We start from the raw sequence: 14006 nt of genomic DNA, 5'->3' as shown, positions 1-14006 counted from the left end.
TTCGGCCCCGGTCAGCTGGAAGCCGCGCGCGGTGCGGGCCGATGCGCCGCGTGGTTGCAGCCGCGCCGCGCTGACCCTAGGGCGTGCGCATGGACGAAGAAGACCCGCTCGGCCCGCTCGACCCCGATTTCGCCGCCGCGTTCGTGCGCGATCTGCGCCGGCCGCCATGCCAGCTTTACCTCATCTCGCCGCCCGATGTGTCGGGCGGGTTCGGCGACCGGCTGGCGCGCGCGCTAGATGCCGGGCCGGTGGCGGCCTTCCAGTTCCGCGTGAAGGACGTGGACCAGCATCAGGCGGCGAAGCTGGCCGAGCCGCTTCAGCGCATCTGCGCGGATCGGGAGGTGGCGTTCATCGTCAACGATTCGATCAGCCTCGCCAGGCGGCTGGGCGCGGACGGGGTGCATCTCGGGCAGGACGATGGCGATCCGCGTGAGGCGCGCACGGCACTTGGCCCGAATGCGCAGATCGGCGTGACCTGCCACGACAGTCGCCATCTCGCGATGGAGGCGGGCGAGGCGGGGGCCGATTATGTGGCGTTCGGCGCCTTCTATCCCACGAATACCAAGGAGGTCCGGCATCACCCGGAGCCGGTGATCCTCTCCTGGTGGTCCGCCCTGTTCGAGCTGCCATGCGTCGCGATCGGCGGGATCACCCCGGCGAACGCGGCGCCGCTGGTGGCGGCGGGCGCTGACTTCGTGGCGGTCAGCAACGCCATATGGGGCGGAGACGAGGCGGCGGCGGTGCGCGCGTTCGCCGGGGTGCTGGGCGCGGCCTGACCTTCCGCCGTCTTGCCGGACGACGCTTGTCACGCTAGATCGCGCGGCATCGGAGCCGGCAACGGCTCCTCGCGCTCTTTCAAACAGGTCAAGATCCATGAAGATCAGCGGCGTGGACATCCGTCCCGGCAATATCATCGAATATGAAGGCGGCATCTGGCGCGCCGTGAAGATTCAGCACACCCAGCCCGGCAAGGGCGGCGCCTATATGCAGGTGGAGCTGAAAAACCTGCGCGACGGGCGCAAGAACAACGTCCGCTTCCGCTCCGCCGAGACGGTCGAGCGCGTGCGGCTCGATACCAAGGATTTCCAGTTCCTGTTCGCCGAGGGCGACGGGCTCGTCTTCATGGACAAGGACACCTACGATCAGGTGACGCTGCCGCGTGATCTGCTCGGCGATGCCGCCGCCTTCCTGCAGGACGGGATGGACGTGGTGATGGAGCTTTACGACGAAGAGCCGATCAGCGTGCAATTGCCCGATACGATCGAGGCGACGATCGTCGAGGCCGATGCGGTGGTGAAGGGGCAGACCGCCTCGTCCAGCTACAAGCCCGCGATCCTCGACAATGGCGTGCGCATCATGGTGCCGCCGCATATCGCCAGCGGCACCCGCATCGTGGTCGACGTGTACGAGCAGACCTACGTCCGCCGCGCCGACTGATTTGAAGTTTGCCCCTCCCGCCGGCGGGAGGGGGGAGTAAGTTACAATGCCATCCCATTCCGGTCTGTTCACTGTGGTCGAGCGCGCCGCGCGCAAGGCCGCGCCGCGCCTGCGCCGCGATTTCAACGAGGTGCAGCAGCTTCAGGTGAGCCGCAAAGGGCCGGCCGACTTCGTCTCGATGGCCGATCAGCGTGCCGAGCAGACCATTTATGAGGAGCTGTCCAAGGCGCGGCCCGACTGGGGCTTCGTGATGGAGGAGCGCGGCGAGATCGCCGGCGATCCGAACAAGCCGCGCTTCATCGTCGATCCGCTCGACGGCACCTCTAACTTTCTCCACGGCATCCCGCATTTCGCCATCTCGATCGCGGTCGAGGAGCCGATAACGAATGGCAAGCGGGAGGTGACGACGGCGCTCGTCTATCAGCCGCTGACCGATGAGAGCTTCTGGGCGGAGAAGGGGCGCGGCGCCTGGGTGCAGTCCGAGCGGCTGCGCGTTTCGGCGCGGCGGGATCTGTCCGACGCGCTGGTCGCCACCGGCATCCCGTTCATGGGGCATGGCGATTTCGTCCAGTGGACGCGCATCTTCGGCGCGGTCGCGCCGCAGGTGGCCGGCATCCGCCGGCTCGGCTCGGCCGCGCTGGATCTTGCCTGGGTGGCGGCCGGGCGGTTCGACGCTTATTGGGAAAGTGATCTCAATATCTGGGATGTCGCCGCCGGGATGTTGCTGGTGAAGGAAGCGGGCGGCTTCGTCACGGATTTCCGCGGGGGTGATCGCCCGATCGAACGCAACGAATATCTTGCCGCCAATGATGCGCTTCATTCGAAGCTGCACAAGCTGGTTGCCGGCGCGCTGCGCTAGGATCGGTCGCGAATTTTTCGTTCCGTGCGCGGAGCATGTGGCGGAAATCGCGGGAAAACCGTGTAGTTGCGATTCATTCTCACCGCTGCGGCGCTTGCCGGGGCGAACCCATCCGCCTAAAGCGCCTCCATTAGTTTTCGCACATGCGAGATGCCCGTGGTCGACCTGTCACAATATCTGCCGATCCTTCTGTTTCTCGGCGTCGCGCTCGTGCTTTCCAGCGCGTTCGTGTTCCTGCCGATGATCGTCGCACGCCTGACGGGCGCGCATAATCCGACGCCCGAAAAGCTTTCGGAATATGAGTGCGGCTTTCCTGCGTTTGAGGATTCGCGCGCGCAGTTCGACGTGCGTTTCTATCTCGTCGCGATCCTGTTCATCATCTTCGATCTGGAGGCCGCGTTCCTCTATCCGTGGGCGGTGAGCGTGTTCTCGCTCGGCTGGACGGCGTGGATCAGCATGATGATCTTCATTGGCGAGCTTGCGCTCGGCCTTGCCTATGCCTGGAAGAAGGGGGCGTTGGATTGGGAATGAGCATCTCCAGCCCGGTCGAACTGCTGCGTGATCCCAGCGGGCAGGCCGTCGTGCCGCCCGATCAGGGGTTCTTCGATGGCCTGAACGGCGAACTCACCGACAAGGGGTTTCTCGTCACCTCGACGGAGGAGCTGTTCCAGTGGGCGCGGACCGGCAGCCTGTGGTGGATGACGTTCGGCCTCGCGTGCTGCGCGGTCGAGATGATCCATGTCAACATGCCGCGTTACGATCTGGAGCGGTTCGGCGCCGCGCCGCGCGCGTCGCCGCGCCAGTCGGACGTGATGATCGTGGCGGGCACGCTCTGCAACAAGATGGCGCCGGCGCTCCGCAAGGTCTACGATCAGATGTCGGAGCCGAAATACGTCATCTCGATGGGCAGCTGCGCCAACGGCGGCGGCTATTATCACTACAGCTACAGCGTAGTCCGCGGCTGCGACAGGATCGTGCCGGTGGACATATATGTCCCCGGCTGCCCGCCGACCGCTGAAGCGCTGCTCTATGGCATCATGCAGCTCCAGCGGAAGATCCGCCGCAGCGGGAGCATCGAGCGATGAGGGCGCCGGCGCCGGCATTTGCGGCCGATCTGAACGGCGCGACGATTGATGCGGCGCGGGCGGCGCTCGGTTCCGCGCTGCTCGATGCGCGCGACGCGGTGGGCGAGGTTTCGCTTTTCGTGACACGCGAGGGGCTTGTCGACGCAATGATCGCGCTGCGCGACACGACGGGGCTAGAATATCAGCAGCTCATGGAAATCGCCGGGGTTGATTTTCCGGACCGTGAGGAGCGGTTCGAAGTCGTCTACTGCCTGCTCTCGCTGACGCGCAATCACCGCATCCAAATACATGTTTCAGCGACCGAAGACGCGCCTGTGCCGTCGGTCACCGACATCTGGCCGGTCGCCGGCTGGCTCGAGCGGGAAGTGTACGACATGTACGGTGTGCTGTTCGCGGGGAATCGCGATCTGCGCCGCATCCTTACCGACTATGGTTTCCGTGGCCATCCCCAGCGCAAGGATTTTCCGCTCTCGGGCTTCGTCGAGCTGCGATATTCCGAAGAGGCGAAGCGCGTCGTCTATGAGCCCGTTCAACTGGCGCAGGATTTCCGGACGTTCGATTTCATGAGCCCATGGGAGGGCGCGGAATATGTGCTGCCGGGCGACGAGAAGGGCAGGCTGCCAGAAGCCAAGGGCGCGCCCACGGCGCTGAATGCCGACCAGATCGCCAAGGCTGACGCCGCCGAATCCGGCAAGGCGCAACCGGCGGCCACGCCGAAATCCACCCAGTGGCCCGCCGAAACGGGGGCAGGCAAGCCGCATCCGAATGCGGCCGAAGACAAGGGAGCGGAGAAGTGACCGACACCCTGACGACCGATCCCGCGCTCGAAAAGATGCTGCACGAAACGGATGCCGCGCACCCCGACGCGGGCGATGTCGCGATCCAGAATTACACGATCAACTTCGGCCCACAGCATCCGGCGGCGCACGGCGTGCTGCGTCTTGTCATGGAACTGGACGGCGAGATCGTCGAACGTGTCGATCCGCATATCGGTCTGCTCCATCGCGGCACGGAAAAGCTGATCGAATACAAGACTTACGCCCAGGCGCTGCCTTATTTCGACCGGCTCGATTATTGCTCCCCGCTGGGCATGGAGCACAGCTTCGTGCTCGCGGTAGAAAAGCTGCTCGATCTGGAGGTGCCGGCCCGCGCGCAGTATCTGCGGACCTTCTTCGCCGAACTGACCCGCATCTCTAACCATATGCTGAACCTGGGTTCGCATGTGATGGACGTCGGCGCGATGACGCCGAACCTGTGGCTGTTCGAAATCCGCGAGGATTGCCTGAACTTCTTCGAGCGAGCGTCCGGCGCCCGGATGCACTCGAACTATTTCCGGCCCGGCGGCGTCCATCAGGATGTGCCGCTCAAGCTGCTGACCGACATCGCGGACTGGCTCGACACGCGCCTGCCGCGCCTGTTCGAGGATGCGATCAGCCTCGTCGCGGACAATCGCATCTTCAAGCAGCGCAACGTCGATATCGCGACGGTCAGCCGTGACGATGCGATCAAATGGGGCTTCTCCGGCCCGATGATCCGGGGCTCCGGCATCCCGTGGGATCTGCGCAAGTCGCAGCCCTACGATGCCTATGCGAAGATGGATTTCGAGGTGCCGGTCGGCACGCGCGGCGATTGCTATGACCGGTTCATGGTCCGTGTTGAGGAAGTGCGCCAGTCCGCGCGGATCATGCGGCAGTGCCTCAACGATATGCCGGACGGGCCGGTCGCGAGTTTGGATCGCAAAGTGGTGCCGCCGAAGCGCGCCGAGATGAAAAGCTCGATGGAAGCGCTCATCCACCACTTCAAGCTCTATACCGAGGGCTATCACGTCCCCGCCGGCGAAGTGTATGTCGCGACCGAAAGCCCGAAGGGCGAGTTCGGCGTATATCTCGTTTCCGACGGATCGAACAAACCCTATCGCTGCAAGATCCGCCCGACCGCGTTCAGCCATCTCCAGGCGATGGACATGATGTGCAAGGGCCACATGCTTGCGGATACGACCGCCATTCTCGGCGCGATGGATATCGTCTTTGGTGAATGTGATCGTTAATGGCTGACGCACCAGAAATTCCAGATGAGGCAGAGGTCCGCGCGCGCTGGGGCGCGTTCGCCTGGACCGAGGAGAATGCGAAGAAGCGGGACGAGATCCTCGCGCGCTACCCCAAGGGGCGCGAACAATCCGGCTCGATCCCGCTGCTCGATCTCGCTCAGCGACAGGTCGGCGCGGAGACTGATACGCAAGGGTGGCTGCCGATCCCGGTGATCGAGTTCGTCGCGCGCGAGATCGGCGTGCCTTACATGCGCGTGCTGGAGGTCGCCAGCTTCTACACGATGTTCAACCTGGCGCCGGTTGGCCGGTTCCATGTGCAGGTGTGCGGCACTACGCCCTGCATGTTGCGTGGCTCGGACGATGTGTTTGGGGCTTGCAAGAACAAGGGGCTCATCAAGGGCAAGACCACGCCCGATGGCCTGTTCACGCTAACCGAGGTGGAATGCATGGGCAATTGCTCGTCCGCCCCGATGGTGCAGGTCAATGACGACAATTACGAAGATCTGGATTACGATCGCACGATCGCCATTCTCGAGGCGCTGGAGCGTGGCGAACAGCCAAAGACCGGAACGCAGGAGCCGGGCCGCCATACCGTGGAGCCGCTGGGCGGCCCGACCACGCTGACCGCGATGGTGAGCGAGAACCACGATTACCGGCCCGAGTGGGGGAATGCCGCATGAGCGCGATCACCTCGCTGACCGACAAGGATCGCATCTTCACCAATCTCTACGGCTATCAGTCGTGGCGGCTCGATGCCGCGCGGGTGCGTGGGGATTGGGACAATACCAAGGCGCTGCTCGACCTCGGGCAGGACAAGATCATCGACGTCATCAAGGCGTCCGGCCTGCGCGGGCGCGGCGGGGCGGGCTTCCCCACGGGCATGAAATGGTCGTTCATGCCAAAGGAGCCGCGCGCCGATCGCCCGAGTTTCCTCGTCATCAACGCCGACGAATCCGAGCCTGGATCGTGCAAGGATCGCGAAATCATCCGCCACGATCCGCACAAGCTGATCGAGGGCGCATTGGTCGCTGGCTTCGCGATGCGCGCGCGGGCGGCCTATATCTACATCCGCGGCGAATATATCCGCGAGGCTGAGACGCTGTTCGCCGCCGTGGCAGAGGCTTATGACGCCGGGCTGATCGGCAAGAACGCGGCCGGCTCCGGCTATGATTTCGACGTGTTCGTCCATCGCGGTGCAGGCGCCTATATCTGCGGTGAGGAAACCGCGATGCTGGAAAGCCTGGAGGGCAAGAAGGGCCAGCCTCGCCTGAAGCCGCCGTTCCCGGCCGGCGCGGGCCTTTATGGCTGCCCCACAACGGTGAATAACGTGGAGAGCATCGCGGTCGCGCCGACGATCCTGCGACGCGGGGCGGAATGGTTCTCCAGTTTCGGAAACGAGAACAACAAGGGCACCAAGCTCTTCCAGATCAGCGGCCATGTCGAAAAGCCATGCGTGGTGGAGGAGGCGATGAGCGTCTCCTTCCGCGAACTGATCGAGAAGCATTGCGGCGGCATCCGCGGCGGGTGGGATAATCTTCTCGCGGTGATCCCCGGCGGCTCCTCGGTGCCGTTGGTGCCGGCGAAGGAGATCATGGACTGCCCGATGGATTTCGATGGGCTGAAAGCGGTCGGCTCCGGCCTCGGCACCGCCGCTATCATCGTCATGGACAAATCCACCGACGTGATTCGCGCGATCAGCCGGCTTTCGTATTTCTACAAGCATGAAAGCTGCGGCCAGTGCACGCCGTGCCGTGAAGGGACCGGCTGGATGTGGCGCGTGATGGAGCGCCTGCGCACCGGCGATGCCGACATCGGCGAAATCGACATGCTTCAGCAAGTGACCAAGCAGGTGGAGGGCCACACGATCTGCGCGCTGGGCGATGCTGCCGCGTGGCCGATCCAAGGTCTTATCCGCCATTTCCGCCCCGAACTGGAACGTCGCATCAACGAGCGTAAGGGCGGCGATGCCGTCCGCATGCAGGAAGCTGCCGAATAATGCCCAAGGTCAAAGTCGACGGCGTAGAGATCGAGGTGCCGCAGGGCGCCACCGTGCTGCAGGCGTGTGAGCTTGCCGGCAAGGAGATCCCGCGCTTCTGCTATCATGAACGGCTCTCGATCGCGGGCAATTGTCGCATGTGCCTGGTCGAGGTGAAGCCCGGGCCGCCCAAGCCGCAGGCCTCTTGCGCGCTGCCGGCGGCGGACAATCAGGAAATTTTCACCAACACGCCGATGGTGAAGAACGCCCGCGAGGGCGTGATGGAATTTCTGCTTATCAACCACCCGCTCGATTGCCCGATCTGCGATCAGGGCGGCGAGTGCGATCTGCAGGATCAATCGATCGCTTATGGCCGTGGATCCTCGCGCTTTCATGAAAACAAGCGCGCGGTTACTGAGAAATACATGGGGCCGATCGTCAAGACGGTGATGACCCGTTGTATCCAGTGCACACGCTGCATCCGTTTTGCGGAGGAAGTGGCCGGCGTCGAGGAAATCGGCGCGCTTTACCGCGGCGAAAACATGCAGATCACCTCCTATCTGGAGGAGGCTGTCACCAGCGAGCTTTCCGGCAATGTGGTCGATCTGTGCCCTGTCGGCGCGCTCACCTCGAAGCCCTACGCGTTCGAGGCGCGCCCTTGGGAACTGAGGAAGACGCTTACCATCGACGTCATGGATGCGGTCGGCACCAACGTCCGCCTCGACAGCCGTGGCCGGCAGGTGCTGCGCTGCGTGCCGCGTATCAACGAGGACGTGAACGAGGAGTGGGCGACCGACAAGACGCGCCATGCGGTCGATGGGCTTGTGCGTCGCCGGCTCGATCGCCCGTTCGTGCGGCGCGACGGCAAGCTCGTGGAGGCGAGCTGGGACCAGGCGTTCGCGGCAATCGCAGACGTGACGAAGGAAGCAGGCGACAGCATAGCGATCGTTGCCGGCGATCTGATCGATTGCGAGACGATGTTCGCGGCCAAGGCGCTGGCGAAGTCGTTGGGTTCGTCGCTGCTCGAAGGCCGACAAACGGGAATGGACTACGATACGTCCAGCCTCGCGGCGGTGAATTTCAACAGCACGATCGCGGGAGTCGAGACGGCGGACGCGATCCTGCTGGTCGGCACCAACCTGCGCTGGGAAGCCAGCCTCGTGAACACCCGTGTTCGCAAGGCGATCAAGAAAGGCGCGAAGGTGTTTGCGGTCGGGCCTGAAACCGACCTTACCTACAAGGTCGAATGGCTGGGAGATGATCTGGGTGTGCTGGGCAAGTTGCCCGAAACACTGACCCAGACGTTCGCGAAGGCCGCTCGGCCGATGGTAATCGTTGGCGGCGGCGCGATGAAGGGCGCGCATGGCGCCGCGCTGGCGTTGATCGAGCCGCTTGGTCTCATCAAGGATGGCTGGAATGGTTTCAACGTCGTCCATATGGCAGCCAGCCGGATGGGCGGGCTGATGCTTGGTTATGCGCAGAAGGGCGGAATCTCCGACCTTTATGGCGCGAAGCTCTCCTTCTTCCTCGGTGCGGATGAGTGCGACTTCGGCAGGTTCGGGGGGTTCAAGGTCTATATCGGTCACCATGGTGACGCCGGTGCGCATCATGCGGATGTCGTGCTGCCGGGCGCAAGCTACGCCGAGAAGTCGGGTACTTGGGTTAACCTCGAAGGTCGCGTGCAGCGCGGCGAGCGTGCGGTGTTTCCGCCCGGCGATGCGCGTGAGGATTGGACGATCCTGCGCGCTCTTTCCGAGAAGCTCGGCAAGACACTGCCGTTTGACACGCTGGAAGAACTTCGGGCGGCGATGGCCGTGGACTGCCCCGATCTGGCGAACACTGGCCTGGTGACATTCCCGTGGAACCCGCCCGCGCTGACGGCACAGGCGGAAGGCGTGCTGGCCGGTTATCCGATAAAGGATTTCTACCTCACCAACGCCATCTGCCGGGCGTCACCGACGATGCAGCGCTGCTCGGCCGAGCTTGTGCATGGCGAGACCTTCGCGGAGGCGGCGGAGTGACCGAGTTTTTCCAGAACTTCAATTTTCTCGGAATCCCGGCATTGCACGTGGCGATGAGCTACGAGTGGGCATGGTTTCTCGCGACCATCATCGGAATTCTCGTCATCGCGCTTCCGCTGATGTTGGCCGTGGCGATGATCATCTACGCCGATCGCAAGATCTGGGCGGCGATGGCGCTGCGGCGTGGCCCGAACGTGGTGGGGCCGTTCGGTCTGCTCCAGTCGTTCGCGGACGGGTTGAAAGTCTTCCTTCAGGAAACGATCGTTCCGGCGGCGGCCAATCGCGGCCTATTCATTCTGGCGCCGATCATCACGTTCACGGTGGCGCTGATCGTGTGGGCGGTGGTGCCGTTTCAGGTTGGCGTGGTGCTGGCCGATATCAATGTCGGATTGCTCTATGTGCTCGCAGCGTCGTCGCTGGGGGTATACGGCATCATCCTGGCCGGCTGGTCGTCCAACTCGAAATATCCGTTCTTCTCGGCGATCCGCGCGGCGGCGCAGATGGTTAGCTACGAAGTCGCAATCGGCTTTATCCTGATCTCGATCGTGATGTGGGCGGGTACGTTCAACCTGACCGGCATCGTTGAGGCGCAGCGAGGCGTATTGGGGACGCCGATCAACGGCTTCTTCCTCAATCCCTTGCTGTTCCCGATGGCGGTGATGTTCCTCATCTCCTCGCTGGCGGAGACGCAGCGCGCGCCGTTCGATCTGACCGAGGCGGAAAGCGAACTGGTCGCAGGCTATCAGACCGAATATTCGTCGATGAGCTTCGCGCTCTATTGGCTCGGTGAATATGCCAACGTGATCCTGATGTGCACGCTGAACGCCACCCTGTTCTGGGGCGGGTATCTGCCGCCGCTGGATTGGGCGCCGCTATATGCCGTGCCGGGGATCATCTGGTTGTTCGCCAAGATCCTGTTCTTCTTCTTCGTGTTCAGCTGGGTGAAGGCGACGGTTCCGCGCTATCGCTACGACCAGCTGATGCGGCTGGGCTGGAAGGTTTTCCTGCCGGTTTCGCTGTTCTGGGTGTTCCTCGTTTCCGGTGTCCTGATGTGGCAGCGGGTAGGGTTTTGACGATGGGTATCGCGTCGACGATCAAGGCCTTCACGCTCTGGGAGTTCGTGAAGGCGCACGCCTTGACCTTGAGGTATTTTTTCAAGGCGAAGGCCACGATCAACTATCCGTTCGAGCGCAATCCGGTTTCCCCGCGCTTCCGTGGCGAACATGCGCTGCGCCGCTATCCGAACGGCGAGGAGCGTTGCATCGCGTGCAAATTGTGCGAGGCGGTCTGCCCCGCGCAGGCGATCACCATCGAGGCCGAGCCGCGCGACGACGGCAGCCGCCGCACCACGCGCTACGACATCGATATGACGAAGTGCATCTATTGCGGCCTCTGCCAGGAGGCGTGCCCGGTCGACGCGATCGTCGAGGGGCCGAACTATGAGTTCGCGACCGAGACGCGCGAGGAACTGATCTACGACAAGGCCAAGCTGCTCGACAACGGTGACCGTTGGGAGCGCGCGATCGCGGCCAATCTTGCCGCCGATGCGGCATACAGGTAGGCGCGCAGTGCATTCGGGGGCTTTCATGATTCTGACGGAGAACGGCCGGTGATACAGGCCTTCGCCTTCTATCTTTTTGCGATCGTCGTGCTGCTTTCGGGCGCGATGACGATCTCGTCGCGCAACCCGGTCCATTCGGTGCTCTGGCTGATCCTCGCGTTCTTCAACGCGGCGGGGCTGATGGTGCTGGTCGGCGCCGAGTTTATCGCGATGCTGCTCGTCATCGTCTATGTCGGCGCGGTCGCGGTGCTGTTCCTGTTCGTCGTGATGATGCTCGATATCGATTTCACCGAGCTGCGCGCCGGGTTCGTCCGTTATGCGGCGATCGGGCTGGCGCTCGCGGTGGCGCTGGTTTGCGAGATACTGATCGGCATCGGCGCGTGGAGCGCCGGGGGGATCGATCTCGCACGCCGCGCTGCGCCGGTGGAGGGATCGACGATCCCCAACATCCAGGCAATCGGCAATCTGCTGTACACGCGCTATCTGTTCGTGTTCGAGGGCGCCGGCCTGGTGCTGTTGGTAGCGATGATCGGTGCGATCGTGCTGACCCATCGCGAGCGCAAGGGCGTGAGGGTGCAGAATGTCGCGCGCCAGATCGCGCGACGGCCAGACGAAGCGACGCGTAATGTTCGGCCCGACGTGGGGCGGGGGGTGCAATTGTGAGCGGCTCTATCGGCCTCATCCACTATCTTGTCGTGGCGGCTATCCTTTTCACGATGGGCGTGCTGGGCATTTTTCTCAACCGCAAGAACATCATCGTCATCCTGATGGCGATCGAGCTGATACTGCTCGCGGTGAACATCAATCTCGTGGCTTTTTCTGCAGCGTTGCACGATCTTGTCGGGCAGGTGTTCGCGATGTTCGTGCTGACCGTCGCTGCTGGCGAAGCCGCGATCGGTCTGGCGATCCTCGTCATCTTCTTCCGCGGCCGCGGGTCGATCTCGGTCGATGATCCCAGCCGGATGAAGGGATAAAGCGTGACTTCGATCCTCTTCATCGTTTTCCTGCCGCTGCTGGCGGCGGCGATTGCCGGGCTGGGCAACCGTGCGCTCGGCAACACCGTCGCCAAATCGCTGACGACGGGCGCGCTTTTTGCCTCGTGCGCTTTGTCTTGGCCGATTTTCATCGGCTTCATGACCGGCGGCCTGAGCGCGAGCGTCACCCCGGTGTTGCACTTCATTACTTCCGGTTCGTTCGATGCGAGCTGGGCGCTGCGCGTGGACGCGCTGACGGCGGTGATGCTGGTCGTCATCACAACCGTGTCGGCACTCGTCCACCTGTATAGCTGGGGCTATATGGCGGATGACCCGGATCAGCCGCGCTTTTTCGCTTATCTCTCGCTGTTCACCTTCGCGATGCTCATGCTCGTGACCGCGGACAATCTGATCCAGATGTTCTTCGGCTGGGAAGGCGTAGGTCTCGCCAGCTACCTGCTTATCGGCTTCTGGTTCAAGAAGCCCAGCGCCAATGCCGCGGCGATCAAGGCGTTTGTCGTGAACAGGGTGGGCGATCTGGGTTTCATGCTCGGTATCTTTGGCACCTATCTGGTGTTCAACACCGTCTCGATCCCGGAAATTCTCCACGCCGCGCCTGGCATGGCCGGTTCGACGATCGGCTTTCTGGGGCACCGCTTCGATACGATGACAGTGCTCTGCCTGTTGCTGTTCGTTGGTGCGATGGGCAAGTCGGCGCAGCTCGGCCTGCACACCTGGCTGCCGGACGCGATGGAAGGCCCGACGCCGGTCTCCGCGCTGATCCATGCCGCAACGATGGTGACGGCGGGCGTGTTCATGGTTTGCCGCCTGTCGCCGATGTTCGAAACGTCGCAGACTGCGCTGCATGTGGTCACCGCTGTTGGAGCCGCGACCTGTATCTTCGCTGCGACGATCGGCACGACGCAGACCGACATCAAGCGCGTCATCGCTTACTCGACCTGCTCTCAGCTCGGCTACATGTTCTTCGCGGCTGGCGTCGGCGCCTACGGTGCGGCGATGTTTCACCTGTTCACGCATGCTTTCTTCAAGGCGCTGCTGTTCCTCGGCGCTGGCTCGGTGATCCACGCGATGCACCATGAGCAGGACATGCGCTATTACGGTGGGCTGCGCAGGCACATTCCGGTTACTTTCTTGGCGATGCTGCTGGGTACGCTGGCGATAACCGGGGTCGGTATCTACGGCGTAGGCGGGTTCGCCGGCTATCATTCCAAGGACGGTATCCTTGAAGCTGCCTGGGCGGCCGGCCAGCCGGGTGCATTCTGGACTGGAATCTTCGCGGCGCTGCTGACCAGTTTCTATTCGTGGCGGCTGATGTTCCTGACCTTCTGGGGCAAGCCGCGCTGGGCGCAGTCGGAGCATATCCAGCACGCGGTGCATGATGCGCACGGGCACGGGCATGGCCACAATCATGCCCACCACGATGCGCATGTCCACAGCGACGGCGACGGCACGGCCGGCTATCACCCGCATGAAAGCCCCCTCAACATGCTTATCCCGCTGATCGTGCTGTCGATGGGCGCGGTGGCGGCGGGCTTCGTGTTCCACGGCTGGTTCATCGAGCCGACGGCTGGCGAGCATTTCTGGCGCGGCGCGATCGCGTTCAACGAGCATCTGATGCACGCGATGCATGGCGTGCCAATCTGGGTGAAGCTGGCGGCCACGGTTGTGATGCTGCTCGGCTTCTCGGGCGCGCTCCTGGCGTACATCGTCCGCACGGACATCCCGGCGCGCTTCACCGCCACGTTCGAGGTGCTGTACGATTTCATCTATCACAAATGGTATTTCGACGAGCTGTACAATCTGCTTTTCGTCCGCCCCGCTTTCGCCATCGGCCGCCTGCTGTGGCACAAGGGCGATGAGGGAACGATCGATCGCTTCGGGCCGAATGGCTCGGCATGGGTGGTTCAGATAGGAAGTCGCGTCGCCTCCCGTGTTCAGACAGGGTATTTGTATACTTATGCGTTCGTCATGCTGATCGGGCTTACCGCCGCGGTCACCTGGGTCGTTGCGGGTTGAGGTGGGGCAG

General features: G+C 63.1%; 15 protein-coding genes. All 15 read left to right on the top strand.

The window, feature by feature from the left end:
• The first annotated feature begins 89 nt into the window (after positions 1-89).
• The 15 genes from thiE to nuoL all read left to right on the top strand — a co-directional run bounded on the left by thiE (position 90) and on the right by nuoL (position 13996).
• Positions 90-776 carry a thiamine phosphate synthase gene (thiE, locus tag ACM61V_RS14645; RefSeq protein ID WP_137786395.1) on the top strand — a complete coding sequence of 229 codons (687 nt, stop codon included), beginning with the start codon at positions 90-92 and terminating at the stop codon, positions 774-776.
• A 97-nt stretch (positions 777-873) separates the two neighbouring features.
• Positions 874-1437: an elongation factor P gene (efp, locus tag ACM61V_RS14640; RefSeq protein WP_137786394.1), complete on the top strand. Its 564-nt coding sequence runs from the start codon at positions 874-876 to the stop codon at positions 1435-1437.
• A 46-nt stretch (positions 1438-1483) separates the two neighbouring features.
• Positions 1484-2296, top strand: a complete 813-nt coding sequence (locus ACM61V_RS14635; RefSeq protein ID WP_419714090.1) for an inositol monophosphatase family protein — start codon at positions 1484-1486, stop codon at positions 2294-2296.
• A 156-nt stretch (positions 2297-2452) separates the two neighbouring features.
• Positions 2453-2827: an NADH-quinone oxidoreductase subunit A gene (locus tag ACM61V_RS14630; RefSeq protein WP_137786392.1), complete on the top strand. Its 375-nt coding sequence runs from the start codon at positions 2453-2455 to the stop codon at positions 2825-2827.
• Positions 2824-3381 (top strand): NuoB/complex I 20 kDa subunit family protein, encoded by a 558-nt coding sequence (locus ACM61V_RS14625; protein ID WP_137786391.1) that lies wholly within the window; start codon positions 2824-2826, stop codon positions 3379-3381. Before ACM61V_RS14630 ends, ACM61V_RS14625 begins: the two co-directional genes overlap by 4 nt.
• Entirely contained in the window at positions 3378-4178 is an 801-nt protein-coding gene (locus ACM61V_RS14620) for an NADH-quinone oxidoreductase subunit C (protein ID WP_419714089.1), read from the top strand. Before ACM61V_RS14625 ends, ACM61V_RS14620 begins: the two co-directional genes overlap by 4 nt.
• A 35-nt stretch (positions 4179-4213) precedes the next feature.
• Entirely contained in the window at positions 4214-5428 is a 1215-nt protein-coding gene (locus ACM61V_RS14615) for an NADH-quinone oxidoreductase subunit D (RefSeq protein WP_137786493.1), read from the top strand.
• A complete protein-coding gene (locus ACM61V_RS14610; protein ID WP_419714088.1) occupies positions 5428-6108 on the top strand; it encodes a complex I 24 kDa subunit family protein in 681 nt (226 codons plus the stop codon). The genes ACM61V_RS14615 and ACM61V_RS14610 overlap by 1 nt, the downstream gene beginning before the upstream one ends.
• The gene (nuoF, locus tag ACM61V_RS14605; protein WP_137786388.1) at positions 6105-7424 is read left to right on the top strand and encodes an NADH-quinone oxidoreductase subunit NuoF; all 1320 of its coding nucleotides are present in this window, start codon (positions 6105-6107) and stop codon (positions 7422-7424) included. Before ACM61V_RS14610 ends, nuoF begins: the two co-directional genes overlap by 4 nt.
• Positions 7424-9424 (top strand): NADH-quinone oxidoreductase subunit NuoG, encoded by a 2001-nt coding sequence (nuoG, locus tag ACM61V_RS14600; protein WP_137786387.1) that lies wholly within the window; start codon positions 7424-7426, stop codon positions 9422-9424. Before nuoF ends, nuoG begins: the two co-directional genes overlap by 1 nt.
• A gap of 53 nt (positions 9425-9477) precedes the next feature.
• A complete protein-coding gene (nuoH, locus tag ACM61V_RS14595; protein WP_419714269.1) occupies positions 9478-10497 on the top strand; it encodes an NADH-quinone oxidoreductase subunit NuoH in 1020 nt (339 codons plus the stop codon).
• Between the two features lie 2 nt (positions 10498-10499).
• The gene (nuoI, locus tag ACM61V_RS14590) at positions 10500-10985 is read left to right on the top strand and encodes an NADH-quinone oxidoreductase subunit NuoI (RefSeq protein WP_137786385.1); all 486 of its coding nucleotides are present in this window, start codon (positions 10500-10502) and stop codon (positions 10983-10985) included.
• Between the two features lie 48 nt (positions 10986-11033).
• Positions 11034-11648 carry an NADH-quinone oxidoreductase subunit J gene (locus tag ACM61V_RS14585; RefSeq protein ID WP_137786384.1) on the top strand — a complete coding sequence of 205 codons (615 nt, stop codon included), beginning with the start codon at positions 11034-11036 and terminating at the stop codon, positions 11646-11648.
• Positions 11649-11656: 8 nt separating this feature from the next.
• Positions 11657-11959: an NADH-quinone oxidoreductase subunit NuoK gene (nuoK, locus tag ACM61V_RS14580; protein WP_137786492.1), complete on the top strand. Its 303-nt coding sequence runs from the start codon at positions 11657-11659 to the stop codon at positions 11957-11959.
• Positions 11960-11962: 3 nt separating this feature from the next.
• Positions 11963-13996 carry an NADH-quinone oxidoreductase subunit L gene (nuoL, locus tag ACM61V_RS14575; RefSeq protein WP_137786383.1) on the top strand — a complete coding sequence of 678 codons (2034 nt, stop codon included), beginning with the start codon at positions 11963-11965 and terminating at the stop codon, positions 13994-13996.
• Positions 13997-14006 lie beyond the last annotated feature (10 nt).

Origin of the sequence: Sphingomonas sp. TX0543 (assembly GCF_048565505.1) — a bacterium.
Classification (GTDB): Bacteria; Pseudomonadota; Alphaproteobacteria; order Sphingomonadales; family Sphingomonadaceae; genus Sphingomonas.
The sequence above is the reverse complement of the archived record's forward strand: the minus strand, read 5'-3'. Positions and strand labels throughout refer to the sequence as shown.